Consider the following 25,874-nt stretch of genomic DNA (forward strand, 5'->3'; position numbering starts at 1 on the left):
CCATCGGGAGACCTCATGCGGTTGCCAAGTTCCACCCTCGCCATCGCGTTCGGCGCATTTGCCGCCTTCACGGCCATCGCCGAGGCCGCGCCGATGCGACTGGCCGGCCACCGCGCGGTCTACGACCTGTCGCTGGCCGAGAGCCGGGGCGCGCGGGCGGTGGAGAGTGCGCGGGGTCGCATCGTCCTCGATTTCAGAGGCGATGCCTGCAAGGGCTACACGATGCAGACCCGGCAGGTGACGGAACTCGACAGCGGCGAGACCGGCAAGCGCCTTTCCGACCTGCGCAACACCACCTTCGAGGGCGGCGACGGACATCATTTCCGCTTCAAGACCAACACGGTGCTCAACGGCAGCGCATCCACGGCGGTGGATGGGACAGCCGAGAGCGGCGCCGAGGCGCTGAAGGTCAAGCTCAAGGAGCCCAAGCGCGACCAATACACCGAGACCGGCCCCGTATTGTTTCCGACCTTCCACATGCGCCGCATGATCGAAGCGGCACAGGCCGGCGAGACGACGATGTCGGCCAAGGTGTTCGACGGGTCGGACGACGGGCGCAAGATCTTCGACACGCTCGCGGTGATCGGCAAGCCGGTCACCACGGACGAGCCCGCGAAGAATGGCACGGCCGACCGCGACAAGCCCCTGCGGGAGGGCGAGATGGCGGGGATGCGGCGCTGGCCTGTGACCCTCAGCTACTTCACCGCCGGACAGGGCGAGCGCACCCCGGTCTACGTCCTCTCCTTTCTCCTCTACGAGAATGGTGTGAGCGGCGGACTGAGCCTCAACTACGGTGATTTCACCATCGCGGGCGACCTGAGCCGTCTCGACCTGCACAAGGCCGAGGCCAAGACCGAGGCCGAGTGCAAGCCATGACGCCAGTCGCCCCGCCGCCTCGTCGAGGCGGGCGGGCCTAGGCTCGAGACCACTCGTGTCTTGTCGCCCCCATACGGGAGTAGCGGCGCGCAGCCTTACGTTGCCGGCCGCCGGACCGGGGCGTCAGCCGAAATCGGCATCGGGATCGGGGGGGCCGAGACGGCGCCACGCGTCGGCAATGCGCTCCGGTTTCATATCGAGCGCCGTGGCACAGGCGATCAGCACGGCTTCGTCGCCCATGACATGGTCGAGGACCGCCGAGAGAAAGGCGGGATCGGCAGCACTCTCCCGCAACGTATCTGGTGTCAGGCCGGAGGAGGCCATGAACGGCAAGAGCCTGTCGCCGTCCTCCGCGATCCATCCGAGCACCGAGATGGCGACCTGCTCCGCGGATTGATCGGGGCGGTCGGATTTGCGTTTCGTCAACATGTATCCCTTAGGTTCTCATCGAGCGGGACGCCGGTCCTTCCAAAATGCGCCGCCAGCCTGCCGGGAACAATGAGCCATGCCGAAAACAGTGCTCATCGTCGAGGACAACGAGCTGAACATGAAGCTCTTCAACGATCTGTTGGAAGGGCATGGCTACGCGACTCTCAAGACGGCCAACGGGATCGAGGCCATCGAACTCGCCCGCGCCCACCGTCCCGACCTGATTCTGATGGACATCCAGCTTCCCGAGGTTTCCGGCCTCGAAGTCACGAAGTGGCTGAAGGAAGACGACGACCTCAAGCATATCCCCGTCATCGCCATCACGGCCTTCGCCATGAAGGGCGATGAGGAGCGCATCCGCGAGGGGGGCTGCGAAGCCTATCTGTCGAAGCCGATCTCGGTCGCCAAGTTTCTTGCCACCGTCCGCCTCTACCTCGGCGACGGAGCCCGTTGAGGAGCACACCGTCGACAGGGTCGCCCCGTCGAGCCCGTTAACTTGAGCGAGGAACGATGTCGGCCCGCATCCTGATCGTCGATGATCTCTTTCCGAATGTGAAGCTGCTCGAGACCAAGCTGTCGCTCGAGTATTTCGACGTTCTGGCGGCCATGAACGGGCCGGATGCGATCTCGATCTGTGAGAAGGGCCTGTGCGATCTCGTCCTGCTCGACGTGATGATGCCGGGCATGGACGGGTTCGAAGTCTGCCGCCGCCTCAAGAGCAGTCCGACCACCGCCCACCTTCCGGTCGTGATGGTGACGGCCCTCGACCAGCCGGCGGACAGGTTGCGCGGCCTCGATGCGGGGGCAGACGACTTCCTGACGAAGCCCATCGACGACACCGCCCTGTTCGCGCGGGTACGCAACCTCGTCCGCCTGAAGGCGGTCACCGACGAGCTGCGCCAGAGAGCGCTCGCCTCCCGGGAATTCGGCATGGGCGATCCCCTCGCCCTCGCCACCGCCGAGGACGGCCAGAATGCCTCGATCCTGCTGGTCGAGGATCGGGCGAGCTCGGCCGAGCGGCTATCGGCGGCCCTCAGCCAGCACCATCGGGTCACCGTGGTCGCCGATCCGCACGAGGCCCTGGTCCTGGCCATCGAAGGGGATTTCGAGCTGGCTCTCGTGAGCCTCGACCTTCAGGGGTTCGACGGCCTGCGCCTCTGCAGCCAGATCCTGTCCCTCGACCGCATCCGCAACATGCCGGTGATGATGATCGCCGAGGAGAACGAGAGGGCGCGGGTCATCCGCGGCCTCGAATTCGGCGTGCACGACTATCTGCTGCGCCCGGTCGACCGGAACGAGCTCGTCGCCCGCGTGCGCACACAGCTGCGTCGCAGCCGCTTTTCGGAAACCCTGCGCGGCGCCGTGCAGGCATCCATGGAGATGGCCGTCACGGATGGCCTCACCGGGCTCCACAACCGGCGCTACCTCGACAGCCATCTCGCGGTGCTGTTCGCCGATGCCGCCCCGCGTCACCGCGCCGTCTCGATGCTGATGCTCGATATCGACCGGTTCAAAACGATCAACGACACCTACGGTCACGATGCCGGTGACGAGGTGCTCCGCTCCTTTGCCAACCGCATCCGCCTGCATACCCGCGAGATCGATATCGTCGCCCGCTATGGCGGCGAAGAGGTGGTCATCATTCTGCCCGATGCGGAGCCGGACGCCGCCCATCACATCGCCGAGCGCATCCGCGAACGCATCGAAGCGGTGCCGTTCCTGATCCAGCGGGAAACGCGGGACATCCACGTCACCGTCTCCATCGGGGTAGCGTGCCGCCATGCCGATGATTCGGGACCGGCCGATATGCTGAAGCGGGCGGACCTCGCGCTCTACCGCGCCAAATCCTCCGGCCGTAACCGCGTCGAGGCCGAGGCCGCCTGAAGCGGCCAGGACGGGCCGGGTTTCATGTCGGCTCCTTGCCAGCCTCGCGCGTCCAGGCGACGGCGGCACCGACAGCCGCGATCCACCAGCCCTGCCAGGCCCCGTGCTCCACGAAGGCGACGGCCGTGCACGACCCCACGAGGCCGAGGGCGATGACGCTTTCCCCGCGCGGCAGGCGTCCGATGAGCGCCACCATCATCATCAGGATCGCCCCGGCCAGGGTCGCGCCGACGATACCGAGCTCAGCCCAGATCTGCAGGAAGATGTTGTGTGGGTGGCCCACCGCCAGCATCGGGCGCAGGCCGGGCTCGATCCGTGCGGCGACGGGCGTCTCGATGAATCGCGCCGAGGTCCCGAACCCGGCGCCTTGCCAGGGATCGAGGGCTACGGCCGCGCCGAAGCTGCGAGCGATGGCGACCCGTGCGCGCGAACTGCTCTGGACCAGACGCTCGTGGATGGCATCGGGCATGACTTTCTGAAGAATATCCCCCTCGACCGGCGAGAGGATGAGGGCGAGAGCCAGGGCAGCGCCCACGATGGCGAGCCCGACCCGGCGAGGGGTCAGGACGGCGATGAGGGCCGTGATGGCACCGGCTGCGAGACCCATGGCGGCGGCGCCGCTAATCGATCGCAGGATGGCCCCGGTACCGATCACGATTACCAAAAGCGCCGCGATCCCATGCCCGCGCCGGTAGAGAAGATAAGCCAGGGGCCCCATTACGGGCGCGATCGTCAGGGCTGGGCGATTGAAGACGAACAGCGCCACCCGTGAGCCCATCGCCCGATGAAGGGGAAGGTGGGTGGCCAGGGCCACGACGATGTAGAGCCCGGCGATCGCGATGGACCAGGCGGCGAGCCGGGGCGTGAAGGCCGGCATGTTTCCGGGCGCGAGGCGCGCGAGGAGATAGGCCCCCACGATGGTCGGCAGGAATTCCTGCATGTTGCGCCAGGACAGATCCTCCACCGGGCTCCAGGAGATGCTCGCCAGCGACCAGACGACGAAGCCGAGGACTGCGAGACCGATCGGCGTGGCGAGCGGCCTCGCCACGAACCGCACCGTACCGCGCGCATCCTCGATCAGCCCGGCGATGAGGAAGAACGAGGCGGAGAGGCCGACGACGGTCGGGCTCGACCGATTGGCCAGCGCCATGGCCACCGGAAGGATGGCGAGTGTGATGGCACCGGTGGCGCGCAGGCGCGCGACCGTCTCCGATCGGGGCGGGAAAGAGATCATTGGAGACGGGCGGACCGGACGGTTACTGGAGTTCGTGGCCGCGCTTGCCCATCTCGGCACGCACACGGACCATCATGTATTCGGACACACCCTGGGTCCAGTTCTGCATGGCCTGGACGATCTCGTCGAGCACCTGCGGCTGGGTCTCGACGTAGCGCTTGCCCGCCGCCGAATGGAAGAAGGCGACGATCTCGGTGAGCTCCGCCTCGGACAGGCGGCTCGCGTAGATCTTGGCCGCCGTCTCGATCATCATCTGCTTTTGCAGTTCCATCTCGGGCGCCAGGGAGGTGAGAACCTCATCGAGATCCTTGGTCAGGTCCGGGCGGGTGATGGCCGCCTGTTTGATCTGCTGGCCAAAGGCCGGAAGAATCGAGTCGAACGACCGGGCGATGCCGGAGCTGAGGGTGACTTCGCGGGCCAGGGCCAGATGGTTCGGCGTGTAGGTCGGCTGCTGGGCCGCGGGCGTAGCGGGCGCAGGTGCGGCGGGCTTGGCCCCGGGCTTGGCCGGCGCGGCAGGCTTCTGCGCCTGAGCCAGGCCGGCGGTCGGAGCCGAGACGGAGAGGATTCCGGCGAGGACCGAGGCGGTCAGGACAAAAAAGAGGGGGCGGCGGGACATGCGAGCGCTCCGGAAAGACGTGTCGAGAAATCAAGCGGATGGGGAAGCGCGTCAGACCGCGCCGAGACAGGTGACATGCGCCTGCCCGTCACGGGCCTCCGCCAGGATTGCGCCCGTGGCGAGCCCGATGAACAGACCGTGCTCGACCACGCCGGGCACCGCCCAGAGCGCGGCGGACAGGCGTTCGGGATCGGCGATGACCTTCAGATGGGCATCGAGGATGAGGTGGCCGCCATCTGTCACGAAGGGCGAGCCGCCGGGTCCGGAGCGCAGCACGAGATCGCCCGCGCAGCCAGCACTCTCGATGGCCTTTCCCACGGCGATGCGGGTAGCGCCAAGGCCGAACGAATTGACCTCCACCGGCAGCGGAAACGCGCCGAGGGTGGTCACGGATTTCGCCGCGTCGGCGATCACCACCATACGGCGGCTCGCGAAAGCCACGATCTTTTCGCGCAGGAGTGCGCCGCCGCCGCCCTTCACCAGACGCATCGCGGCATCGATCTCATCAGCGCCATCGATGGTGAGGTCGAGTTCGGGCAGGTCTTCGAGGGTGGTCAGGGGAATGCCGACGCGCTCGGCGGCGATTCGCGTCGCCTCCGAGGTGGGCACACCCGTCACCTTGAGTCCCTCGCGCACCCTGGCGCCGAGAAGCTCCACGAACACGTTGGCGGTGCTGCCGGTACCGATGCCGAGTCGCATCCCATCTTCGACGAGGTCGAGGGCGCGGGCGGCGGCGGCACGACGCAGATCGGGTCCGCTCACGAGGGAGACCGGTTCGTCGGGAGGGCGGGGACCAGATGCATGGATGGGCACTCGGGCTACGGGCTGGGCCGCTGAAAGTCCCGAGGCCCTAGCACGGCTGGCAACGGCGTCCAACGGAGCACTTGCCGAACGCGGCACTTGCCGAGAACACGCAGCGATTGTCGTCAGGGCCGGGTGTTCTGGGGCGGCGTGGCACTCGGCCCCGCTCGGCCGGGCGCCTGGCCCGTGGCCACGGCCTCTTCGGGACCGCTGGTGGCCGGGTTCGCCTGGGCCGTGCACACCACCGCTTCCTTCTGGAGCTGGACGTAGCAGATGCTCATCTCACCCGTGCGGTAGTTGACGCGGAACACCCCGGCCTCCCGGGTGTGGCGGGAGGCGACGAGGCCATATTCGGACGGGGCCTGGGCGCTGGCGCCCTCCCCGGAGCCGTAGCACACGGTGAGGCCGACGCTGCCCACCGCACCCTCGCGCAGACCGTACTGGCAGGACGTGACCTCGCCGGTGACCTTGTCCACGCGATAGACCCTGTTGAGGTCGATCTGCGGCGCGGGCACGAACTCGAAGGAAGCGGCGGACGCGGCGCCGACAGTGCCGGCGAGAACGCTGAGGGTGATCGCTACCCGGCATCCAAAATTGCTCCAGCGCCGCCCCCGCGAACGGGCGGAAGCGGCCGGAACCATGAGTGTGAACGCGGGATCGGTCGGCAGGGTCGAACGCATGGTCGCCTTCGTGTCCGGATGAAGACAAGGGAATCTCACGGCCGCTCCCCTATATCGGCCTTGCGGCGCAACCGTGACCCGCTCGCGAATGCCTTGATCGCACCACGTCACGATTCTAGAGGGTGGAATCGGATACCGGATCCGGGTCGATCGCGTAAGTCCTTGTCCCCTAACCGGCTTTTCCCAATGGGCCATGCCGCTTTATCGGGCGGGGACCGCCGCGCAAACCGGTTCTTCACCATCGCGCCCTTTACCGACCCACAGAACCCAGCGAGCCACCATGCCAAGCCTGCCGCCCATCGTCGTGTTCGACCTCGACGGAACCCTTGCCGAGACCGCGGGCGACCTCGTCGGCACCCTCAACGCGATCCTCACCCGCGAAGGCCTGCCGACACTGCCCCTGGATCAAGCCCGCGACATGATCGGCGCCGGCGCGAAGGCGCTGATCCAGCGTGGCTTCGAGGCGGCGGGGGAAACGCTCGACGACACAAGGCTGCAGACCCTCTTCGTCGATTTCCTCGACCATTACGGCCGCCATCTCAGCGAGCATTCCTACCTGTTCCCCGGCGTCGAGACGGCGCTCGAGATGCTGAGCGCCCGCGGCTTCCTGCTGGCGGTCTGCACCAACAAGGTCGAGGCCCATGCCAAGCAACTGCTTGAGGAGCTCGGTGTTGCCGGCCGCTTCGCCGCCATCTGCGGCCGCGACACGTTCCCGGTCTACAAGCCCAATCCGGCCCATATCACCCTCACGGTGGAGCAGGCGAAGGGCGACGTCTCGCGCGCGGTGATGGTGGGTGATTCCCGCGCCGATATCGATGCCGCGAAGGCCGCCGGCATTCCGGTGATCGCGGTGCCGTTCGGCTATACCGACCTGCCGGTGGAGCAACTCGGCCCCACGCGGGTGATCCAGCATTTCGATGACTTGGTGGATGCGGTCGAGACCCTCGTGCCGGCTATCGCTGCGGCTTGAGGGGAATGGTGGGCGCGACAGGGATCGAACCTGTGACCCTTCGCGTGTGAAGCGAATGCTCTCCCGCTGAGCTACGCACCCGGACCGAGGGCCTTCTAGGGCGAGGCCCACGCGCCCGTCAAGGGCCTCTGTCGCGTTGGTCGGCAGCGACCATGCCGAGCCGGCATACGATAAGGTTCGGAAGCCCGGCGAACGGCCTCGATCCCGAACCTCAACCGCCCCTCGGGGTCCGCTCCGGCGAGCCGAAGCGGAGGAGCAAAGCCACCGGGATCAGGCCGACGACGACGATGAGGAGGGCCGCCACCGCGCCGTCCTCGTAGGTGCCGCGCACCGCCTCCCCATAGAGATGGGTCGCGAGGGTCTCGACGTTGAGGGGGCGCAGGAGCAGGGTTGCGGGCAGTTCCTTGACGCAGTCGACGAAAACGAGGAGCGCGCCGCTCAGCAAAGCCGGCCACGTCATCGGCAGGTGGACGCGCATCAGCGTGCCGACAGCCCCCCGGCCGAGCATGCGCCCGGCTTCCCCGAGGGAGGCCGGCACTTTCGACAGGCCGGCCTCGCAGGCGCCGACACCGACCGCAAGGAAGCGCACCAGATAGGCGACGACGAGGGCGCCACCCGCTCCGACTCCGATGATGGCCGGGGCGACGCCGAAGAGCGCCGTCGTGACACGGGACAGGGAAGCATCGGCGAGAGCCAGCGGGCCGAGGAGCCCGATCGCCAGGATCGCGCCGGGAAGCGCGTAGCCGAGGGCGGCGATGCGGATCAGCCCCTGCCCGAAACGTCGCGCGACGAGGCGCGGGCCGGCGGCGACGAGGAAGCCGCATATCGCCGCCAGCAGGGTGGCGAGGCCGGCATAGAGCAGGGTGTTTCCCGCCTCGGCGATGACTCCCCGGGGAAATCCCAGCCGGGTCACGCGGGCGATGGCGGAATGGACGAGATAGGCCGCCGGAATCAGGAAACCGATGGCAATGGGAAGAGTGCCGAGACACAAGGCGGCCAGGACCGACGCGCCGGACAGGCGATGGCGGGCCATGCCGCGCTGGCGCTGTGCCGTGCCGGAATAGCCGCGCCCGCGCCGGCCCCAGCGTTCGGCCGCCAGCAGCAGGAGCACCATCGCCAGCATGACCAGGGCGATCTGCGCGGCGCCGGGCAGATCGGAGCGGTTGATCCAGGTGGCGTAGACCTGAACCGTGAGCGTCCTTACGCCGAGAAATTCGGCGGCGCCGATATCGTTGAGTGTCTCCATCAGGGCGAGGCTGGTGCCGAGGGCGATGGCGGGGCGCGCCAGCGGCAAGGCGACGTGGAAGAAGACCGCCATCGGCGACCGTCCGAGAATGCGCGCCGCCTCGATGAGCGTGCCTGCCTGCATCAGGAACAGCGCCCGCGTCGGCAGGTAGACGTATGGATAGAGCACGAAGCCGAGAAGCAGGATGCAGCCCGGCAGGGACCTGATCTCGGGCAGCAGCAGATCCTTCGGCCGCGCGACGCCGAGAGCATCGCGTAGCGCGGTCTGGACCGGGCCTATCGGATGAAGCAGGTCGAGATAGGCGAAGGCGACGATGTAGGTCGGCACCGCCAAGGGCAGCAGCAACCCGATTTCCAGGAGGCGTCGGCCCCGGAACTCGTAGGCCGAGACGAGCCAGGCGGAGCCGACCCCAAGCATGACGACGAGGAGGCCGACGCCGCCGAGGAGCAACGCAGTGGTGAGCGTCGCCTGCGGCAGGACATGCGCCAGGAGATGCGGCCAGACCTCGCTCGATCCCCCCGCCGCCGTCAGCGACAGGGATACGACCGGGCTCAGGATCAGGACGGCGAGCGCCAGCGCTCCCGCCGCCCAGGCGAGAGGCCCGGCGCGCAGGCGCGACGCCGGGCGCGGAACGACGTCCGTGCCGAGCGCGGCCTCCGATCCGGCCAGTTCGGCAGCCACCCGCATCGGCCTGGGCTTCAGTTGTCGAAGCCGACCGTATCCACCAGCAGGCTCGCGGCCTTCCGGTTACGGGCGATCTCGGCCAGGGGCACGGTATCGATGGTCAGCGGGCCCAGCGCGGTGAGCTGGGGGTCGATCGGCGCGCCCACCTTCACCGGATACTCGAAATTGGCCTTCGCATAGAGGCCCTGGCCTTCGTCCGAGACGAGGTATTCGAGAAGCTTGACCGCTTCGTCGCGGTTCGGCGCGCCTTTCGCGACGACGGCGCCGGAGACGTTCACATGGGTGCCACCGCTCGTGAAGACCGGCAGTACGACCTTGATCCCGTCGCCCCATTTCTGCTGGTCCGGGCCACCCTTGCCCGAGCGCATCAGCCCGACATAGTACGAGTTGCCGAGACCGACGGTGCAGGTTCCGGCCAGGATATCGCGGGCTACGTCACGGTCGCCGCCGGCCGGCTTGCGCGCGAGGTTGGCCTTCACACCGGTCAGCCATTCCTTCGCCTTATCCGGCCCGTGCTTGACGATGTAATGGGCGATGAGCGCCGTGTTGTAAGGGTGCTGGCCCGCGCGCAGGCAGAGCTTGCCCTTCCATTTCGGGTCGGCGAGATCCTCGTAGGTCAGGGCCTTCTCCGCGAGGTCCTTGTCGGCATAGGCGACACGGGCGCGCATGGAGAGGGCGTACCAGAGACCACCGGCATCGCGCAGGGGGGCCGGGACGGCGGCTTCCAGGGTCTCCGTACGGACCGGCTGCGCCAAGCCGCGATCCACGAGTTCGATGAGATTGCCGATATCGACGGTCATGAGCACGTCTGCCTTAGACCGCTCGCCCTCGGAGGCCACGCGCTCGGCGAGGCCCTTCTCGACGAAAACGGTGTTGACGGTGACGCCGCTCTTGGCCGTGTAGGCATCGAGCAAGGGCTTGATCAGGCCGGGCTCGCGCGTGGTGTAGATGTTGACCTCGGCGGCCGTCGCTCCGGAGATCCAGGCGAAAGCCGTCGCGCCGCCGACCAGACATTTCGAGACCCAACCGACCATGACGTCCATTCCTCTTCCCGTGGCGAACGGTTCTGGGCCGCATCTTCACGAGAAAAGCAAGACTTATGTCTTCAGTTTATTATCGTTAAAAACTATACTTCTGGATATTGCCAAGCACGAGCAACCGCGCGGAATTAATCCGTCTCGAGCGGAAAAACCAACCCTGCGCCGTTAGCGAGCCTCAGGCCGACGCAATCGCCCTCCCCCGCCGATGTCTCTTCCGCGACGGTGAGGCGGAACGTGTCGGAGAACCCCTCCGCCGCCAGGGTCAATTCCGCGACGGGTCCGAGGAAGCGCCGGTGGATGACCCGCGCCGGATGACCGGTTTCCGCGCCGGATAGCAGAATCGCCTCGGGCCTGACGCAGGCGGCCACCCTTGCGCCGCTGGCGATTCCCGGCGCCGGAAACTTGCCGAGCGGCGTCGTTGCCGCGCCGTCGATGCAGCGCGTGGGGAAAGCGATGAGATCACCGAAGAAGCTCGCGGCGAAATGCGAGACGGGACGCCGGTAGAGATCCGCACCGGTGTCGATCTGGACGATGCGTCCGCTCCGCATCAGGACGATACGGTCACTCACCAGCAAGGCCTCCTCCGGGTCGTGCGTCACCAGGAGCGCCGTCGCGCCCGTGGCGCGCAGCACCGAGATCGTGTCGGCCCGGACCCGGTCGCGGTTGCGCCGGTCGAGATTGGAGAAGGGCTCGTCGAGGAGCAGCACGCGTGGCCCCGGCGCCAAGGCGCGGGCGAGCGCCACGCGCTGGCTCTCGCCGCCGGACAGGTCGCCGGGATAACTCGCGGCCCGGTCGGCGAGGCCGACCTGTTCCAGCCGCGCCCTCGCCACGGCATCGGCCTCATCGGCGCGCAGCCGGTGAAGGCCGAAGCGAACGTTCTGCATGACGGTGAGGTGGGGGAACAGGGCGTAGTCCTGGAACATCAATCCGACGCCCCGCTCCTCCGGCGGCACCCTCGGGCCCATGATCTGCCCATCGAGAAGGACGAGACCGCCGCTTGGCTGTTCGAGCCCCGCCACCGCACGTAGCAGGGTGCTCTTGCCGCAGCCGGAATCACCCAGAAGGGCGATGATCTCGCCCGCGCGAACGGCGAGGGAGACGTCGTCGAGGGCGAGCTTGCGACCGAAATCGACACGCAGGCCGCGTGTTTCGAGGCGTGGCGGCACCTCGCCGGAGCGGCGTCCCTCGGTCGGATCGGGCGCGACCATGACCTCTCCTTCACTTCTCGGCTCTTGGTGAAACACGCGCTTCTCGCCCGATCCCGCGTCAGGTCAAGGAAAAGCTGGGCCGGCGGGCGATGCGGTCGGATGCGGAGGAGGATTATACCGTCGCACTCATGGTGGAGCCGCATCGCCGCCGCCCATTCAGAATACAGCCGAGACGCCCCCGACGGTTTGCCGGTGGAAAGTCCGTCCCGGCTTTCGGGCACCCTTGCATCGGCATCGAAGCGTCCTGTACGGTTCCGATCGTCGTCGTAAGGGTGCCCTGGGCGACCACCATCTGTATGGTATTGGACGGACAGGCCATGCGGGTTTTCGCAGGGTTCGTTCGGTGCCGGTCGGGGGAATCGAGCGGATGTCGGAGGGGGCGATGACGGATACCGGTGCTGGCTGGACGGACGAGCGTGTCGAGCTACTGCGGCGTCTCTGGGACGAGGGCCTGAGCGCGAGCCAGATCGCGGCCCAGCTCGGCGGCGTCACCCGCAATGCGGTCATCGGCAAAGTCCACAGGCTCGGCCTTTCGGGCCGCGTGAAGGCAGCGGATTCGCCGGGCAATGGCCGGAAGAAGCCCGCGGCACGGGCACCCGAGACCGAGGCCGACACGGTCGTGGAATTCGCCCCCGTGGCCGATCCCGTCGCGACGCCGAGCCTGGCATTTCCCGAGACAACCGCCTTGGTCATGCCTCAGGCCACGCCGCTGGCCGTGTCCAAGCGCGTGACGATCATGGATCTACGCGAATCCATGTGCCGCTGGCCGCTGGGCGATCCGACCTCGCCGGATTTCCACTATTGCGGCGACCGCTCGATCACCGGCCTGCCCTATTGCACTCACCACGCTCAGATCGCGTATCAACCGGCCGCCGAGCGTAAGCGGGATCGTCGCGTCGGCGGATTCCGCTGAACGACTAGGTTCGGCCGCATCACCGTCGCCCCCGGGGGCGACGCCGTACTTGGTCTCGCCTATCGCGCTTCACGCTCACATGCCGGCCAGCCGATCACGCGCCGGTCGCTTATCGAGCGATGCCGGGCCCGCCCTCCGTCCCCATCACGGGTAAAGAGAGCGGTAGGGATCCGTCCATATCCTGTGCCTCATCGTCGGCCGCCATCGCCCCCCCCTCTCGCCGAGGCAGGGCTATCGCATATGCCGATTTGCTTATCAGAAACCCGCTGGTACCACCCCGTCATCCCGGGTCCGCGCAGCGGAGCCCGGGATCCAGAAACACAAGTGGTGCAGGACTTTACACTGTCAGCGGCTCTGGATTCCGGGCTCGCCTGTGGCGACCCGGAATGACGGTGTGGTGTCATATGCGATCGCCCTGCGCCGAGGGGAGCGAATAGCGGCCGGCTTGGTCAGGCCGCCTGCTGTGTCTCCAGTCCGGCGAGGAGGATGCAGAGCGCGATCCCCTCCGCCGCCGCCTTCACGTCCGAGAGTGAGGGGAAGGTCGGGGCGAGGCGCAGGGTGCGGTCATGCGGGTCGCGTCCATAGGGCGAGATCGCACCGGCGGGCGTCAGGGCGATGCCGGCTTCCTTGGCGAGGGCAACGGTCCGCTGCGCCGCGCCGTCCACCGTGTCGACGGTGATGAAGTAGCCGCCTTCGGGCTTCGTCCAGGTGGCTGCGCCGGTTCCGCCGAGTCGGGACTCCAGCGCGTCGAGAACGGCCTGAAACTTCGGCGCGATGAGCGCACGCTGCTTCTCCATATGCGCCTCGATGCCGGCCATGTCCTTGAGGAAGCGGACGTGGCGCAGCTGGTTGAGCTTGTCCGGCCCGATGGTGCGGAAGAACGAGCGGCCGAGGAACCAGCGCACGTTTTCCGGCGAGGAGGCGAACACGGCGATGCCCGCTCCCGCCAGGGTGATCTTGGAGGTCGAGGCGAAGATGAAGGGCCGGTCGGGATGGCCGGCTTCCTCGCAGAGAGTGAGGATGTCGGCAAGGGGGTGGCGCGTCGTGGAGAGGTGATGGACCGTGTACGCGTTGTCCCAGAAAAGGCGGAAGTCGGGAGCGCCGGTCTTCATGGAAGCGAGGCGCCGGACTGTCTCGTCGGAATAGGTCTCGCCGCTCGGATTGGCGTATTTCGGCACGCACCACATGCCCTTGACCGCGGGATCGGCGGCAAGCTTCTCGACCACGTCCATGTCCGGCCCTTCGCCGGTCATGGGGACGGGCAGCATGCGGATGCCCAGGGCCTCGCAGATGGCGAAGTGGCGGTCATAGCCCGGGACGGGACAAAGGAAGACCGGCTCCTCTTCCTTCGACCAGGGCTTCTCCGAGCCGGGCACGCCCTTCAGCAGAGCCCAGGCGATGCAATCGTGCATGAGCGCGAGGCTGGAATTGTCACCGATGACGATCTGGGCGGCCGGCGCCTGCACCATCGGCGCGAACAGGGCACGCGCCTCGGGCAGGCCTTGGAGGCCGCCGTAATTGCGCGCATCGTCGCCGGCCTCGGCGAAGTGGTCGCCGTTCCCCGGAAGGGACATCATCGCGCTGGACAGGTCGAGCTGCTCGGGCGACGGCTTGCCGCGGGTCATGTCGAGCTTCAGGCCACGGGCCTTGAAGGCCTCGTAGGCGTCGCGGGCCTCTGCGTGAAGTGCGTCGCGGGCGGCGGGATCGAGGGAAGCCAGACTCGTCATGGGAATACGCTCACGTCGTTATGCGATGCCCCGTCCATACCGGCTGCGGGGAACGATGGGGAGAGGTTCAGGCGTGGAGGCCCCATAACCAGGCTGCACCCCGCACGCCGGAAGCGTCGCCGTGGCGGCTCACCCGGATCGGCGTCTCGCATTCTCCCGAGAAGACATGCGGATGGATCAGTCCGGTCAGGTCGGCGGTCAGTTCCGGCACGGTCGACAGCCCACCACCGAGAACCACCACATCGGGGTCGAGGACGTTGATCACGCCGGCCATCGCGCGAGCGAGCCTTTCCCGATAGCGAGCGACGCTTTCGCATGCGGCTGCATCGCCCGCCCGCGCGGCGGCAATGACGGATTCGCCCGTCGGGGCGGCCGCTCCGGTCCGCCTGCCATGGTCGGCGGCGAACCCCGGCCCGGAGAGCCACGTCTCGATACAGCCCTTCCGACCGCAATAGCAGGCGGGGCCGGGCCGTTCGTCGTCGCGAGGCGCGGGAAGTGGATTGTGCCCCCATTCGCCCGCGATGCGGTTGGCGCCCGACAGGGCCACACTGTCGATGGCGATGCCGGAACCGACGCCGGTCCCTAGGATGATCGACCAGACGACCCGCGCCCCGGCACCCGCGCCATCCACCGCCTCGGAGACCGCGAGGCAATTGGCATCGTTCTCCGCTCGGACCGGCCGGCCGAGCCGCGCCTCCAGATCGATGACGAAGGGCCTGCCGTTCAGCCAGACCGAGTTGGCGTTCTTCACGAGGCCGCTGCGTGGCGAGACCGCGCCAGGCATACCAATGCCGACACTGCCGATGCCGCCTGCCTCGCGCTCCATCCGCAGGACGAGCGACACGATCGCGTCGAGGGTCGCGTCGTAATCGTCCCTCGGGGTCGGGATCCGGCCCTCGGCGCGAACGGCTCCGCCGGCATCGAGAACGATGCCGGCGATCTTGGTGCCGCCGAGGTCGATCCCGATGCGGAGATGCGCCGGGTCCATGTCCTCGCCCTATTGTGCGGCGACCGCCGGACGGGGAGCAGGCTCCTGGTCCATGTTCGGCGCGTGGTCGGAAATGTCGGTGCCGATGGAGAAGGGATGCGCCATGACTTGGTTCAGCTTCTCCTGGTCGAGTTCACCCTCCCAGCGGCTGACCACCACCGTGGCGACGCCGTTGCCGATCAGGTTGGTGATGGCCCGGCACTCCGACATGAACTTATCGACACCGAGGATCAGGGTCATGGCGGCAACCGGCACCGGATTGTTCGGGATGGCGCTGAGCGTGGCCGCAAGAGTGATGAAGCCGGCGCCCGTGACGCCGGAGGCTCCCTTCGAGGTCAGCATCGCGACCAGGATGATGGTGGCGTACTGGCCGAACGAAAGGTCCGCACCCACGGCCTGGGCCAGGAACAGCGACGCCAGCGTCATGTAGATGTTGGTGCCGTCGAGGTTGAACGAGTAGCCGGTGGGGATCACCAGGCCCACGACGGAATCCGAGGCGCCCAGGCGGCGCATCTTCGTCATCATGTGCGGCAGCACCGTCTCGGAGGACGAGGTGCCGAGCACGATGAGGAGTTCGTCCTTGATGTAGGCCAGGAACTTGAAGATCGAGAAGCCGGCCACCCGGGCGATGCCGCCCAGAACCAGAACCACGAACAGAAAGGCGGTGACGTAGAAGGTGCCGACGAGCCAGGCGAGATCGATCACCTTGCCGATGCCGTACTGGCCGATGGTGAAGGCCATGGCGCCGAAGGCACCGATGGGCGCGAGCTTCACCACGAGGCCGATGATGCGGAAGAAGATCTGGCCGGCCGTGTCGATGGCGTGCGTGATCGCCTCGCCGCGCTTGCCCATGCCGGTCACCACGACGCCGGTGAGGATCGAGATGAGAAGAACCTGGAGCAGGTCACCCGTGGCGAAAGCGTCGAAGAAGCTCTTCGGGATCAGAGCCATGATGTGGCCGGTGACGGAATCGTCGGCGGCGATCTTGGCGTATTTCTCAACCGATTTACCGTCGAGCTTGCTCACATCGGCATTGAAACCGGCGCCTGGCTTCACCACCTCACCCACGAGCACGCCGATGAGAAGCGCAATGGTCGAGACCACCTCGAAATAGACCAGCGCCTTCAAGCCGACGCGGCCGACCTTCTTCAGGTCGCCGATGGAGGCGATGCCGTGGACGATGGTACAGAAGATGATCGGCGCGATCATCATCTTGATCAGGGCGATGAAGGCGTCGCCCAACCACTTGACGGACTTGCCCCATTCGGGGTGCAGATATCCGAGCAGGATGCCGAGCGCGATGGCGATCAGCACCTGGATGTAGAGGACCTTGTACCAAGGTTCGTGAGGTGTCGGTGCTGCCGGCGCGCTGCCTCCGGCATGGACGGTGGTCTGAACCATGTTCCCTCACAGGCGCCTCGTTGGGCGCACGCTCGTCTGTCTTGGCGAGACGCTAGCGAGTTTAATCCCTCGCCTCAACGCGGCTATGAGAGATAATCTTTGTTTCTAGCCGAAACCGTGAGGATGGGCTGCTTCTGTAACGCGCCGAGCTTCTGTCGCGCTACTGCATACAATCGTTGGTCATCCACTTTGCCGGATCTGCCCGGTGCCGCGGGCTCCTCGCGAGGAGCCCGGAGATGGGCATGACCACCTCCGGTACCAAGGGTTCAGGTCTGCGGAGTACGACGGGGACGCACGGTCCAGCGCTCGAATTCGGCGGCCGGATCGTCGTCGCGTGCAGGAGCGCGGGACGGTTGAGACGCGCCCAGAGCCTGCGACAGGCTTTCGATGACGTCGTCGATGCGGGCATCGGTGCGGATCGGAGTGTCCGTCGCGGTCTCCTCCGCCGCCGCGGGCTCTTCCCGACGCTCCTCGCTCCGTTCCTCAACGACGGGTTGCGGTGCGGGCTCTTCCACCGGGATGGCCGCAGGAGCGGCCGCCTTGGCAGCCAGGGCGGCAGCGCGGCGGTTCGCCCGAAGGGTCGCCTCGTCCTCACCGGCCTTCGGCGGCGGGGCATTGAAGCGGCCGAAGCCGAAGCGCGGTTCGAGCAGATCGAGGATCGCTTCGAGGGCGGCGTTGTTCAGGGGAACCTCGCCGGTTTGCGGCACACCCTGGATCGCCACGGAATGGCGGTCATAGGCGGAATTCTCGGTGACGTCGTCGCCGAACCAGGCCGGGGGTACGAAAGCGGCGGCCTGGGCGGGGTCGTCGAACACGACGCTGAGCAGGTCGAGGGCGCCCGGTGTCGCGTAGCGGTCGACGAGCGCCTCGCGGCCGTTGCCGAGCGCGAGCACAGCACGGTCGTAGATCGCCTTGCCGGAGCAGACATCCAGAAGGGCATCGCCGTGGGCGCGGGGAACGTCGGTCCGCTCCTCGCTCGACGTTCCGTCCGGCGCCGTGGTGACGAGGACGAGATGGCAGTTCTGGCCATCGACGCGGACATAGGAGGTGCGACCGGCCTGGGGAGCGAAATAGCCCTCGGTGATCTTCGAACCGCCGCGTTCCTTGCGGATCAGGCGGACGAGCGAAGGCGCAACCAGAAACCGACGAACGACACTCATGTATTCTCTCCCCCCGGATCGGCTCATCATGGCAGGCACTCCTCCGGAGCGCCGCACCATGGGCGCAACGTCAGCGCCGTTCGAAGCCATACCCTGTTTCGGCAGCGACGGAATGCCCGGCCTGTGGAAACCGGCCGGCACGAACCGTCCGAATTCGATCGTTTTCCCGCCTCGCACCGCCGACGGCACACAAAGGGGAAGACCACTTCTCTTCGACTAAGAAAAAATGGGACTAAATCAAGGCCGCTCTCGTAAGCCCGGCCCCGATTTTTATCCTTTTATACCAATGAGCTCACGCATTCGGCTCGAAACGCAGTGAAATGCCGTTCATGCAATAACGCAGCCCCGTCGGCGCCGGGCCATCATCGAAGACGTGGCCGAGATGACCTTTGCAGCGGGCGCAGTGCACTTCGGTCCTCACCATCCAGTGGCTCCGGTCGGTCGTCGTCTCCACCGCGCCGTCGATGGGATCGAAGAAGCTCGGCCAACCGGTGCCGGATTCGAATTTCGTGCTGTTCTCGAATAACGGGGCATCACAGCCGGCGCAGTGGAACGTGCCGGGACGCTTCTCGGCATTGAGGCAGCTCGTGCCCGCCCGCTCCGTACCGTGCTCGCGCAGGACACGGTACTGGTCCGGCGTCAGGATCTCGCGCCACTCGGCCTCGCTGCGCTGGACGGTGCCTGACTGGGTCTCGCTCATGATGGCCTCCGGTTCCTCGGGATAGGCTGGAGAAATAGGACTCCCGAGGCCGTCCCGCACCCTGTCACGCAGCCGCGCCGACCGTGTCCGCCATCCGTGCCTCGCGGTCGCCCATGGGCTTTTCCGGGCCCGTCGTCGTGTCCCGAGCGGTCTGATGCTCCATTTCGGCATTGATCTCGGCACCGAGGAGCACGATCGTCGTCGAGATCCAGATCCAGGTCATGAAGCCGATGGCGGCGCCGAGCGAACCGTAGGTCTCGTTGTAATTGCCGAAGCTGCCGACATACCACGAGAACAGGATGGAGGCGGCGAGCCAGAGGATGCCCGCCACAGCGCCACCGGTGCCGACCCATCGCCAGCGCGGCCGCTCGCGGCTCGGGCCATAGCGGTAGAGCAGCGAGAGGCCGCCGAGGAGGACGACGAGCAGGAAGGGCCAGCGCAGCAGGGCGATGAGCCTCGCCCCCTGCCCGAACCCGAAGAAGTTGAAGATCACCGGCAGCACGACGATGCTGGTGAGCGCGAGGATGGTGAACAGGAGCGCCCCGACGGTGAAGGTCAGGGAACGCAGGTTCAGCATCACGAAGGAGCGCTTCTCGTCTTCCTCGTAGACCACGTTCAGGGCATCGAACATCGCCTTCATGGCGGCGTTCGCGCTCCAGAGCGACAGGACGAGGCTGGAGAAGAACGTCAGTCCCAGCGTGCCGTTATCCTTGGCGGCGATCCGCTTCACCTGCTCGCCGATGATATCGATGGCGCTGGAGGGCAGCACGCCCTGCATGCTGGAGAGGTGCTCGTTGATGGCGCCGACATCGGCCACGAGGCCGTAGCAGGAGACCAGGGCGGCGATGGCCGGGAACAGCGACAGCAGGGTGAAGAACGTGACCCCGGCGGCGACCGCGAGCACGCGGTCCTTGTTGAATTCCAGATAGACGCGGACGGCGATGTCCTTCCAGCCGGCGCGGGTGATCTCGGTCGGGCTGTCTGCGGCACGGCCGCGATGGACCTGTGTCGCCGCCACCCATTCGGCGCTGCGCCCGCTATGCGAACGGGCACCTTCTTCGCGGCGCGGCTCGGGCGGTTCGCCCTCACGCCTGGCGCCGCGCGACCGCGGTGCCAGCGACAGGGCGACGAGCGCCGCCCCCATCGCCAGAGTCCAGACCATCGAATGGGTGGAGCCCGGCCCCGTGGGCTCGGGACGGTGAGGCTGAGACGAAGACATGACGGCAACCGGTACGGAGACGGCACGAGCTTGGCCGTTCGATGACGAGAACCGCCGGCCCGCCAAAGCGTTCCGCCGTCTTGCCCCTCAGCGGCGGTAGAGTTCCGCATGCGCTTCGCGCAGCAGGTTCTTCTGCACCTTGCCCATGGCATTGCGCGGCAATTCGTCGGCGAAGAGCACACGCTTGGGGCATTTGAACCGAGCGAGGCGCCCTTCGAGGATGCGGAGGATCTCCTGCTCTCCCGGCGAGTCCGGGCGGGCGACGACGATGGCAGTCACGCCCTCGCCGAAATCCGCATGAGCGAGGCCGATCACGGCGGATTCGACCACGCCCGGAAGCGCATCGATCTCGTTTTCGACTTCCTTCGGATAGACGTTGTAGCCACCGGTGATGATGAGATCCTTGCCGCGCCCGACGATGTGGACGTAGCCGCGCTCGTCGACCTTGCCGAGATCGCCGGTGATGAAGAACCCGTCCGCCTTGAATTCGGAGGCCGTCTTCTCGGGCATGCGCCAATAGCCCTGGAACACGTTCGGGCCCTTCACCTCGATCATCCCCACCGTATCGGCGGGCAAGGCCCGTCCCGTCTCGGGATCGACCACCCTGAGCGAGACGCCCGGCAGGGGCAGGCCCACCGTGCCGGCGATGCGCTCGCCCTCGTAGGGGTTCGAGGTGTTCATGTTGGTCTCGGTCATGCCGTAGCGTTCGAGGATGGCGTGGCCGGTGCGGGCCTGCCAGTCCCGGTGCGTCTCGGCCAGAAGCGGGGCCGAGCCGGAGACGAACAAACGGATTGTCGCCGCCGCCTCGGGGGTCAGGCCCGGCTCCTTGAGGAGGCGCGTATAGAAAGTCGGCACGCCCATCATCGAGGTCGCCCGGCCCATCAAGGCGAGCACCTGCTTCGGGTCGAATTTCGGCAGGAAGATCGCTGTGGCCCCGGCCAGCAGAACGATGTTGGTGGCCACGAACAGGCCGTGGGTGTGGAACACCGGCAGGGCGTGGATCAGCACATCGTCGGCGGTGAAGCGCCAGGCCTCCACCAGGGTGACGGCGTTGGAGGCGAGGTTGTCATGGCTGAGCATGGCGCCCTTCGAGCGCCCGGTCGTGCCCGAGGTGTAGAGGATCGCCGCCAGATCGTCTGGCCCGCGTTCCACATCCGTGAAGTCGATGCCGGCCGCGTCCGCCGCCTCCGCCATGGTGCCGCGTCCCGCCCCGTCGAGGGTACGCAGCGCTGAGACCTTCGCCTCGGCGGCGACGGGTTCCAGGGCAGCGAGCCGGGCGGGATCGCAGACGAAGAGGGACGCTTCGGCATCCGACAGGAAATACGCGATCTCGGGGGCCGTGTAGGCAGTGTTGAGCGGCAGGAAGACGGCGCCCGCCCGAACCGCGCCGAGATAGAGGAACACCACTTCGGCGCTCTTCTCGACCTGCACGGCGACCCGGTCGCCCGTCTTCACCCCGAGTGCCTTGAGGGCCGAAGCATAGGCGGCCGAACGCTCGAGCATGTCCGCATAGGTGATCCGCGCGCCGTCGCCGGTCTCGATGAAGGTCCGGGAGGCGGGATCGGCGGGCAGGCTCGCCCGGATGAGGTCGAAGAGATGGTTACGCATGACGTCGTCCAACCGTGATCGAACCGACAGCCGTGGCCGGACGACGCCCCGAAATCAAGCCTCGGCCAGGGCGACGGCGCGAATCGGCGGTAGGTTGGACCTCAGTTCGCGACTGACGGTGCTCGATGCCGCCACCGTGCCGAGATTGGCATAGGTTTCGTGGTTCTTCTCGATGGCCGAGAGATCGTAGAGGTAATTGACCATCAGCCCGCGCGACTGGCTCAGCCCCTTGGGCGAAACGTCGCCGAGGAAGTTCAGCCGCTCCAGCCGCGCGCCATTGCCGAGATGGAAGCGCGCCACCGGGTCGAGGGGCTTGCCGCGCTCGTTCTTCGCGCGGAGGAAATAGGCGGCGGCCGCCGGGATGAGGGCCTTCTTCACCGCATCGGCCCTGGCCTTGTCGGCGTGCCAGCCCGGCTCGTCGATGGCCCGCAACGCCTCGATATCGTCGCGCGTCAGCCCCTGCGGCGAATCCGAGCGGCGCTCGCGGTCGAGCCAGGCAGAGAAGCCGGGCACCGGCGACAGGGTCACGAAGGTCTTGAGGCTCGGGATTTCGCGGGCGAGATCCTCAACCACCTGCTTGATCAGGAAATTGCCGAAGGTGATTCCAGCCAAACCCTTCTGACAGTTCGAGATCGAGTAGAAGATGGCCGTAGTGGCGGCACGCGTCGGAAGCAGCTCGCGCTCATGCGCCAGGATCGGCGCGATGGCCGGGGCAATGCCGCCGGTGAGCGCCACTTCGACGAAGATCAGCGGCTCGTCCTGCAGGGCCGGATGGAAGAATGCGAAGCAGCGTCTGTCCGACGGCTCGATCCGCCGGCGCAGTTCGTCCCAGCCGGCGATCTCGTGCACCGCCTCGTAACGGATGATCTTCTCCAGGATATGGGCCGGCGTGGTCCAGTCGATATGGCGCAGAACCAGGAAGCCCCGGTTGAACCATGAAGCGAAGAGATGCTCGAAATCGCTGTCGAGACTGTCGACGGCGTCGATGAGGTCGTGATCCGCCTCGCTGCCCCGCAACTCCTTGCGCAGGGCGAACAGGTCCTCGCGCATCCGCACCAGAGCGAGGGTGCCGTTGCGGGCGAGGTTGAGGCGGCGGATGAGTTCCTGGCTGCGCGGCTCGGCCGCCACGTGCAGGACGCCGAGCGCGGCGCGGGTCGGGTCCCGGCGATAGGCGGCGATGGCATCGTCCACCGCTTCATGGTCGGCCCCGAACACGGTGGCGACACCCTGGAGGAAGACGAGACGCTCGGGCTTTGCCAAGCTCGAATAGCGCTCCAGGATCAGGCGGGCGAGCGCCACGCCGGAGGCTTCGCCGCGCCTGGAGATCAGGTCTTCACAGAGCTTGATCAGTTCCTGCGCGTTGGCCCTTGCCGCGAGGTCGCCGCGACCGATGCCGATGAGATCGCGACCACGGTCGCTGATAGTCTGAAGCAGGTCGCCGAAAAACGAAATCGCCGCCATGGCTCGCCGCCTGCCCCAAAAACCCTGTCACCCGGCTAGGGTGATGCCGGCCCCGCGGAACGCAGCCTTGCATGGCCGTCAGTCTATGATGTGGGGCGACCGAGGACCAGGGTCTTGAAAGCGGGACCATGCCGCAGCCGCAGGCCGACCTGTGATCGAGACCATGGCTGTGGCATCGTCCTGCTCGAGACTATGCAAAGACGGATCAAGACGACATTCCGTGTGTCAGGCTTGTGCGGCCTCGATGGCGACACGATCCGCCCGCTCGCGCCAATCCTCGACACCGTGCTGGCGCGCGAAACGAAGTTCCGCCGCACGCTGAGCACGACGCGGATCGCGCGCGCGCGAGATCTCGACCGATCCGATGGTGAACGGCACGCCGAGGATTTGCTTTGCGAAACTGACGCGGTAATTCGGCATTCCAAACTCCGTTGTCGACACGCGATGCTTGTCACCGGGACTTGGGACCGACTCGTCTCGACAGTCGAGACTGTGGCAGAACGACTTGGCTCCTGCCAAGTGGGACTCCACCGGAACGACGCACCAAGTCATTGTCCGGTAACAATTCGTATATGGGGATCGGTGCATCCGATGGAAGGTCGGGGCCCGCGTCGGCCGTCCGACGCGGCTGGGACCATTTCGCGCGGCCGCGGGTTGCCCCCGCGCGCCGCCGCCCCTAACCGAGGGCACGGCTCTCCCGTCGCTCACGGACCCGCCCACCGAATGACGTACAATCCATCGCTTTTTCATCGACTTGGCGCGACGGGCGGCACCGTTCCGGTGCACGCCTGACCATGCAACCCGAGACCGCTTCCAGCCACGGCTTCACCGCCAAGGCGCGCTTCGGCCTGACCCTGATCGCCGGGGGCGCCGTCGCCAACATCTACTACAACCAGCCTCTCCTCGCGGTTCTGGTGAGCGAGTTCGGCGAGCGCGCCGCCCTCCTCGTTCCCACCGCGTGCCTCGTGGGCTACGGCCTCGGCATTCTCGGCCTCGTCCCGCTGGGCGATGCCTGGCCGAGGCGGACTCTGATCGTGGCGCAGTTGCTCGGCCTGAGCGTGGCGCTGCTCGGCGCCGCCCTGGCAACAAACCTCGCCTTCCTGACGGTCGCCTGCCTCCTCATCGGATTCCTCTCCTCCGCGGCGCAGCAGGCGGTGCCTTTCGCCGCCGAACTCGCCCCGGATGAGAGTCGCGGCCGGATGGTCGGGCAGGTGATGACGGGTCTCCTCACCGGCATTCTCCTCGCCCGGACGGTGAGCGGCTTCGTCGGCGCGCATTTCGGCTGGCGTGCGGTGTTCTTCGCCGCTGCTGTCGTTGCCCTGGCCATCGCGTTCGTGGCAGCGACGACCCTCCCGAAGGTCAAGCAGACGAAGCCTCTGCGCTACCGCGCGCTGATGCTGTCGATCCTACATCTGGTGAAGACGCAGCCGATCCTGCGCAATGCGAGCCTCTCGCAGGGATTGTTGTTCGCCAGTTTCAACGCGTTCTGGGCGACCCTGGCCCTGCTGGTGGAAGCTCCGCCCTTCGATCTCACCGCTGCCGGGGCCGGCCTGTTCGGGGTGATCGGGGTCTGCGGCGCCTTCGTCGCCCCCCTCTCCGGGCGCTACACCGACCGGAAGGGCGCCCGTCCGGTGGTCGTCACCGGTGGTGCGCTCGTCCTCGCGTCGTTCCTGGTTCTGTGGCTGGGAGGAGAGGTTTCGCTGGTAGCAGTCGCCATCGGCGTGCTCCTCATCGATATCGGCATCAACGGCGCGCTCATTGCCAACCAGACCCGGGCCTATGCCCTCGTCCCAGGCGCCAGGGGCCGGATCAACACCGTGCTGTTCACCGTGATGTTCGTGTTCGGGGCGCTGGGCGCCTTCGCCGGCTCGCAGGCCTTCCTCATGGCGGGGTGGCCCGGTGTCTGCGCGGTGGGCGCCCTCCTCTCGGGGGCGGGCCTTCTCGTGTCGATCAATGACCGGTCGCGGTCGAAGCCCGCCTGATCAGGCGGGTTTGAGCACGCGGGACAGGCGGCACCATTCGCCCTTGTCCGCCGGCAGGCCGAAACGTAGCCATCGCGGGTTGGCCTCGAACCGGCGGACATAGATGCCCGCCTCGCCGAGGCGCCGGAACAGGCCCGGCGCATCGTCGAACTCAGCCGTGCGGAACAGGCAGGTGCCGCCGACGACACGCCCTCCCCGGCAGGCCAGAAGCCGGTCGAGACGCGACGAATCGGCATGGCGGGCAAGGGCGGCCTCGCGCAGCCAGTCCGTATCGGCCAAGGCAGCGCGGCCGATGGCGAGCGCCGGCCCCGGCACCGCCCAGGGTCCCAGCGCCTGCGCGATCCGCCGGGCGAGCAAAGATTCGGTGAGGGCGAAGCCGAGACGGATGCCGGCGAGGCCATAGGTCTTGCCGAAGGAGCGCAGCACGATCAGCCCCGGCCCCACACGCGGCGCAACGGATTCGACCTCTTCGAGATCGATGAAGGCCTCGTCCACGACGAGCCACCCGCCGCGCCGTACGAGGCGTCCCGCGAGATCGAGGAGGGTGGAGGCCTCCCAGGTCCGACCATCGGGATTGTTGGGGTTGACCACGACGACGACGTCCGCCTCCTCGGCCTGCGCCGGATCGGTCACCGTCGCCACTGCGTGGCCGCCCCGGAGCCAGGCAGCCTCGTGCTCGGCATAGGTCGGGCCGATGACGGCCACCCGCGAAGGGGGCCTCAGTCGAGGCAGCGTCTCGATGAGGATCTGCGTGCCGGGCGCCGCGACCAGATGGTCCGGATCGACGACGCCATAGGCGCGGGCGGCGGCGGAGAGCAGAGCGTGGAGGTCGGCACGGGAAGGAAGCCGCCGGAACGTGCTGGCGTCCAGCGGCGGACAAGGATACGGGACCGGATTGATCCCGGTGGAGAGGTCGATCCAGGGTTGTTCGGCGTGCGGGAACAGCGCCCCGGCGGCGTCGAGATCGCCGCCATGGGCGATGGGCAGAATCCCCCCGCCCGCCTCCTCGCTTCCGCTCATCGGGCCTCCGTCGCGCTCCCGCCCACC

General features: G+C 67.2%; 24 protein-coding genes and 1 tRNA gene. 6 read left to right on the forward strand and 19 right to left on the reverse strand.

Annotated features, from left to right (window positions below; genetic code table 11):
- The first annotated feature begins 15 nt into the window (after positions 1-15).
- A complete protein-coding gene (locus RQI43_RS03340) occupies positions 16-876 on the forward strand; it encodes a cell envelope integrity EipB family protein (protein ID WP_311274202.1) in 861 nt (286 codons plus the stop codon).
- A gap of 123 nt (positions 877-999) precedes the next feature.
- On the opposite strand, the gene RQI43_RS03345 is transcribed toward RQI43_RS03340, so the two are convergent.
- Positions 1,000-1,305: a DUF3572 domain-containing protein gene (locus RQI43_RS03345; protein WP_056431966.1), complete on the reverse strand. Its 306-nt coding sequence runs from the start codon at positions 1,303-1,305 to the stop codon at positions 1,000-1,002.
- Positions 1,306-1,381: 76 nt separating this feature from the next.
- On the opposite strand from RQI43_RS03345, the gene RQI43_RS03350 reads away from it, so the two are divergent.
- Positions 1,382-1,759 (forward strand): response regulator, encoded by a 378-nt coding sequence (locus RQI43_RS03350; RefSeq protein WP_018045229.1) that lies wholly within the window; start codon positions 1,382-1,384, stop codon positions 1,757-1,759.
- A gap of 56 nt (positions 1,760-1,815) precedes the next feature.
- Positions 1,816-3,189 carry a PleD family two-component system response regulator gene (locus tag RQI43_RS03355; protein ID WP_311274203.1) on the forward strand — a complete coding sequence of 458 codons (1,374 nt, stop codon included), beginning with the start codon at positions 1,816-1,818 and terminating at the stop codon, positions 3,187-3,189.
- Between the two features lie 22 nt (positions 3,190-3,211).
- On the opposite strand, the gene RQI43_RS03360 is transcribed toward RQI43_RS03355, so the two are convergent.
- The 4 genes from RQI43_RS03360 to RQI43_RS03375 all read right to left on the reverse strand — a co-directional run bounded on the left by RQI43_RS03360 (position 3,212) and on the right by RQI43_RS03375 (position 6,520).
- Positions 3,212-4,423: an O-antigen ligase family protein gene (locus tag RQI43_RS03360; RefSeq protein WP_311274204.1), complete on the reverse strand. Its 1,212-nt coding sequence runs from the start codon at positions 4,421-4,423 to the stop codon at positions 3,212-3,214.
- A 22-nt stretch (positions 4,424-4,445) separates the two neighbouring features.
- Positions 4,446-5,039 carry a DUF2059 domain-containing protein gene (locus RQI43_RS03365; protein WP_207410209.1) on the reverse strand — a complete coding sequence of 198 codons (594 nt, stop codon included), beginning with the start codon at positions 5,037-5,039 and terminating at the stop codon, positions 4,446-4,448.
- Between the two features lie 51 nt (positions 5,040-5,090).
- Positions 5,091-5,801 carry a ribose-5-phosphate isomerase RpiA gene (rpiA, locus tag RQI43_RS03370; protein WP_311274205.1) on the reverse strand — a complete coding sequence of 237 codons (711 nt, stop codon included), beginning with the start codon at positions 5,799-5,801 and terminating at the stop codon, positions 5,091-5,093.
- A gap of 164 nt (positions 5,802-5,965) precedes the next feature.
- Complete coding sequence (locus tag RQI43_RS03375) at positions 5,966-6,520, reverse strand: hypothetical protein (protein ID WP_244477879.1); 555 nt, start codon at positions 6,518-6,520, stop codon at positions 5,966-5,968.
- Between the two features lie 280 nt (positions 6,521-6,800).
- Here RQI43_RS03375 and gph point away from each other — a divergent pair, with 280 nt between their 5' ends.
- On the forward strand, positions 6,801-7,490 hold the full coding sequence (gph, locus tag RQI43_RS03380) for a phosphoglycolate phosphatase (protein WP_207410205.1): 690 nt from the start codon (positions 6,801-6,803) through the stop codon (positions 7,488-7,490).
- A 6-nt stretch (positions 7,491-7,496) separates the two neighbouring features.
- On the opposite strand, the gene RQI43_RS03385 is transcribed toward gph, so the two are convergent.
- The 4 genes from RQI43_RS03385 to RQI43_RS03400 all read right to left on the reverse strand — a co-directional run bounded on the left by RQI43_RS03385 (position 7,497) and on the right by RQI43_RS03400 (position 11,668).
- A tRNA-Val gene (locus RQI43_RS03385) sits at positions 7,497-7,571 on the reverse strand.
- A 130-nt stretch (positions 7,572-7,701) separates the two neighbouring features.
- Positions 7,702-9,423, reverse strand: coding sequence for an iron ABC transporter permease (locus RQI43_RS03390; RefSeq protein WP_311274206.1), 1,722 nt, complete (start codon positions 9,421-9,423; stop codon positions 7,702-7,704).
- An 11-nt stretch (positions 9,424-9,434) separates the two neighbouring features.
- Positions 9,435-10,463 carry an extracellular solute-binding protein gene (locus RQI43_RS03395; protein WP_207410196.1) on the reverse strand — a complete coding sequence of 343 codons (1,029 nt, stop codon included), beginning with the start codon at positions 10,461-10,463 and terminating at the stop codon, positions 9,435-9,437.
- A gap of 125 nt (positions 10,464-10,588) precedes the next feature.
- Positions 10,589-11,668: an ABC transporter ATP-binding protein gene (locus RQI43_RS03400; RefSeq protein WP_311274207.1), complete on the reverse strand. Its 1,080-nt coding sequence runs from the start codon at positions 11,666-11,668 to the stop codon at positions 10,589-10,591.
- Between the two features lie 382 nt (positions 11,669-12,050).
- On the opposite strand from RQI43_RS03400, the gene RQI43_RS03405 reads away from it, so the two are divergent.
- A complete protein-coding gene (locus RQI43_RS03405) occupies positions 12,051-12,581 on the forward strand; it encodes a GcrA family cell cycle regulator (RefSeq protein WP_246747706.1) in 531 nt (176 codons plus the stop codon).
- 449 nt (positions 12,582-13,030) lie between these two features.
- Here the strand turns inward: RQI43_RS03405 and RQI43_RS03410 are convergent, their stop codons facing one another.
- The 9 genes from RQI43_RS03410 to RQI43_RS03450 form a co-directional block, all read right to left on the reverse strand.
- Entirely contained in the window at positions 13,031-14,308 is a 1,278-nt protein-coding gene (locus tag RQI43_RS03410; RefSeq protein WP_311274208.1) for an aminotransferase, read from the reverse strand.
- Between the two features lie 67 nt (positions 14,309-14,375).
- A complete protein-coding gene (locus RQI43_RS03415; RefSeq protein ID WP_311274209.1) occupies positions 14,376-15,296 on the reverse strand; it encodes an ROK family protein in 921 nt (306 codons plus the stop codon).
- A gap of 9 nt (positions 15,297-15,305) precedes the next feature.
- Positions 15,306-16,697 carry a dicarboxylate/amino acid:cation symporter gene (locus RQI43_RS03420; RefSeq protein WP_056431940.1) on the reverse strand — a complete coding sequence of 464 codons (1,392 nt, stop codon included), beginning with the start codon at positions 16,695-16,697 and terminating at the stop codon, positions 15,306-15,308.
- Between the two features lie 266 nt (positions 16,698-16,963).
- A complete protein-coding gene (locus RQI43_RS03425; RefSeq protein ID WP_311274210.1) occupies positions 16,964-17,857 on the reverse strand; it encodes a hypothetical protein in 894 nt (297 codons plus the stop codon).
- A 292-nt stretch (positions 17,858-18,149) separates the two neighbouring features.
- The gene (msrB, locus tag RQI43_RS03430) at positions 18,150-18,557 is read right to left on the reverse strand and encodes a peptide-methionine (R)-S-oxide reductase MsrB (RefSeq protein ID WP_056431934.1); all 408 of its coding nucleotides are present in this window, start codon (positions 18,555-18,557) and stop codon (positions 18,150-18,152) included.
- 64 nt (positions 18,558-18,621) lie between these two features.
- The gene (locus RQI43_RS03435) at positions 18,622-19,701 is read right to left on the reverse strand and encodes a YihY/virulence factor BrkB family protein (protein WP_311274345.1); all 1,080 of its coding nucleotides are present in this window, start codon (positions 19,699-19,701) and stop codon (positions 18,622-18,624) included.
- 162 nt (positions 19,702-19,863) lie between these two features.
- Positions 19,864-21,384, reverse strand: a complete 1,521-nt coding sequence (locus tag RQI43_RS03440; RefSeq protein WP_311274211.1) for a malonyl-CoA synthase — start codon at positions 21,382-21,384, stop codon at positions 19,864-19,866.
- Between the two features lie 54 nt (positions 21,385-21,438).
- Complete coding sequence (locus tag RQI43_RS03445) at positions 21,439-22,845, reverse strand: malonyl-CoA decarboxylase (RefSeq protein WP_056431929.1); 1,407 nt, start codon at positions 22,843-22,845, stop codon at positions 21,439-21,441.
- Between the two features lie 225 nt (positions 22,846-23,070).
- On the reverse strand, positions 23,071-23,265 hold the full coding sequence (locus RQI43_RS03450) for a hypothetical protein (protein ID WP_056431926.1): 195 nt from the start codon (positions 23,263-23,265) through the stop codon (positions 23,071-23,073).
- 374 nt (positions 23,266-23,639) lie between these two features.
- Here RQI43_RS03450 and RQI43_RS03455 point away from each other — a divergent pair, with 374 nt between their 5' ends.
- Positions 23,640-24,827 carry an MFS transporter gene (locus tag RQI43_RS03455; RefSeq protein WP_056431923.1) on the forward strand — a complete coding sequence of 396 codons (1,188 nt, stop codon included), beginning with the start codon at positions 23,640-23,642 and terminating at the stop codon, positions 24,825-24,827.
- On the opposite strand, the gene cobD is transcribed toward RQI43_RS03455, so the two are convergent.
- Positions 24,828-25,847 (reverse strand): threonine-phosphate decarboxylase CobD, encoded by a 1,020-nt coding sequence (gene cobD / locus RQI43_RS03460; RefSeq protein WP_311274212.1) that lies wholly within the window; start codon positions 25,845-25,847, stop codon positions 24,828-24,830. It lies immediately after the preceding gene.
- Positions 25,848-25,874: the final 27 nt, after the last annotated feature.

It is taken from the genome of Methylobacterium sp. WCS2018Hpa-22, assembly GCF_031843785.1.
Lineage (GTDB): Bacteria > Pseudomonadota > Alphaproteobacteria > Rhizobiales > Beijerinckiaceae > Methylobacterium.

Bases quoted from the DNA above. Each gene is read 5' to 3' on its own strand.
- RQI43_RS03375 (WP_244477879.1), bottom strand. From the start codon at position 6,520: ATGCGTTCGACCCTGCCGACCGATCCCGCGTTCACACTCATGGTTCCG.
- RQI43_RS03355 (WP_311274203.1), top strand. From the start codon at position 1,816: ATGTCGGCCCGCATCCTGATCGTCGATGATCTCTTTCCGAATGTGAAG.
- RQI43_RS03405 (WP_246747706.1), top strand. From the start codon at position 12,051: ATGACGGATACCGGTGCTGGCTGGACGGACGAGCGTGTCGAGCTACTG.
- RQI43_RS03345 (WP_056431966.1), bottom strand. From the start codon at position 1,305: ATGTTGACGAAACGCAAATCCGACCGCCCCGATCAATCCGCGGAGCAG.
- RQI43_RS03415 (WP_311274209.1), bottom strand. From the start codon at position 15,296: ATGGACCCGGCGCATCTCCGCATCGGGATCGACCTCGGCGGCACCAAG.
- RQI43_RS03340 (WP_311274202.1), top strand. From the start codon at position 16: ATGCGGTTGCCAAGTTCCACCCTCGCCATCGCGTTCGGCGCATTTGCC.
- msrB (WP_056431934.1), bottom strand. From the start codon at position 18,557: ATGAGCGAGACCCAGTCAGGCACCGTCCAGCGCAGCGAGGCCGAGTGG.
- RQI43_RS03360 (WP_311274204.1), bottom strand. From the start codon at position 4,423: ATGATCTCTTTCCCGCCCCGATCGGAGACGGTCGCGCGCCTGCGCGCC.
- gph (WP_207410205.1), top strand. From the start codon at position 6,801: ATGCCAAGCCTGCCGCCCATCGTCGTGTTCGACCTCGACGGAACCCTT.
- RQI43_RS03450 (WP_056431926.1), bottom strand. From the start codon at position 23,265: ATGCCGAATTACCGCGTCAGTTTCGCAAAGCAAATCCTCGGCGTGCCG.
- RQI43_RS03390 (WP_311274206.1), bottom strand. From the start codon at position 9,423: ATGCGGGTGGCTGCCGAACTGGCCGGATCGGAGGCCGCGCTCGGCACG.
- RQI43_RS03455 (WP_056431923.1), top strand. From the start codon at position 23,640: ATGCAACCCGAGACCGCTTCCAGCCACGGCTTCACCGCCAAGGCGCGC.
- RQI43_RS03410 (WP_311274208.1), bottom strand. From the start codon at position 14,308: ATGACGAGTCTGGCTTCCCTCGATCCCGCCGCCCGCGACGCACTTCAC.
- RQI43_RS03400 (WP_311274207.1), bottom strand. From the start codon at position 11,668: ATGGTCGCGCCCGATCCGACCGAGGGACGCCGCTCCGGCGAGGTGCCG.
- cobD (WP_311274212.1), bottom strand. From the start codon at position 25,847: ATGAGCGGAAGCGAGGAGGCGGGCGGGGGGATTCTGCCCATCGCCCAT.
- RQI43_RS03420 (WP_056431940.1), bottom strand. From the start codon at position 16,697: ATGGTTCAGACCACCGTCCATGCCGGAGGCAGCGCGCCGGCAGCACCG.
- RQI43_RS03350 (WP_018045229.1), top strand. From the start codon at position 1,382: ATGCCGAAAACAGTGCTCATCGTCGAGGACAACGAGCTGAACATGAAG.
- RQI43_RS03435 (WP_311274345.1), bottom strand. From the start codon at position 19,701: ATGGGGGCGGCGCTCGTCGCCCTGTCGCTGGCACCGCGGTCGCGCGGC.
- RQI43_RS03425 (WP_311274210.1), bottom strand. From the start codon at position 17,857: ATGAGTGTCGTTCGTCGGTTTCTGGTTGCGCCTTCGCTCGTCCGCCTG.
- RQI43_RS03395 (WP_207410196.1), bottom strand. From the start codon at position 10,463: ATGGACGTCATGGTCGGTTGGGTCTCGAAATGTCTGGTCGGCGGCGCG.
- RQI43_RS03440 (WP_311274211.1), bottom strand. From the start codon at position 21,384: ATGCGTAACCATCTCTTCGACCTCATCCGGGCGAGCCTGCCCGCCGAT.
- RQI43_RS03365 (WP_207410209.1), bottom strand. From the start codon at position 5,039: ATGTCCCGCCGCCCCCTCTTTTTTGTCCTGACCGCCTCGGTCCTCGCC.
- RQI43_RS03445 (WP_056431929.1), bottom strand. From the start codon at position 22,845: ATGGCGGCGATTTCGTTTTTCGGCGACCTGCTTCAGACTATCAGCGAC.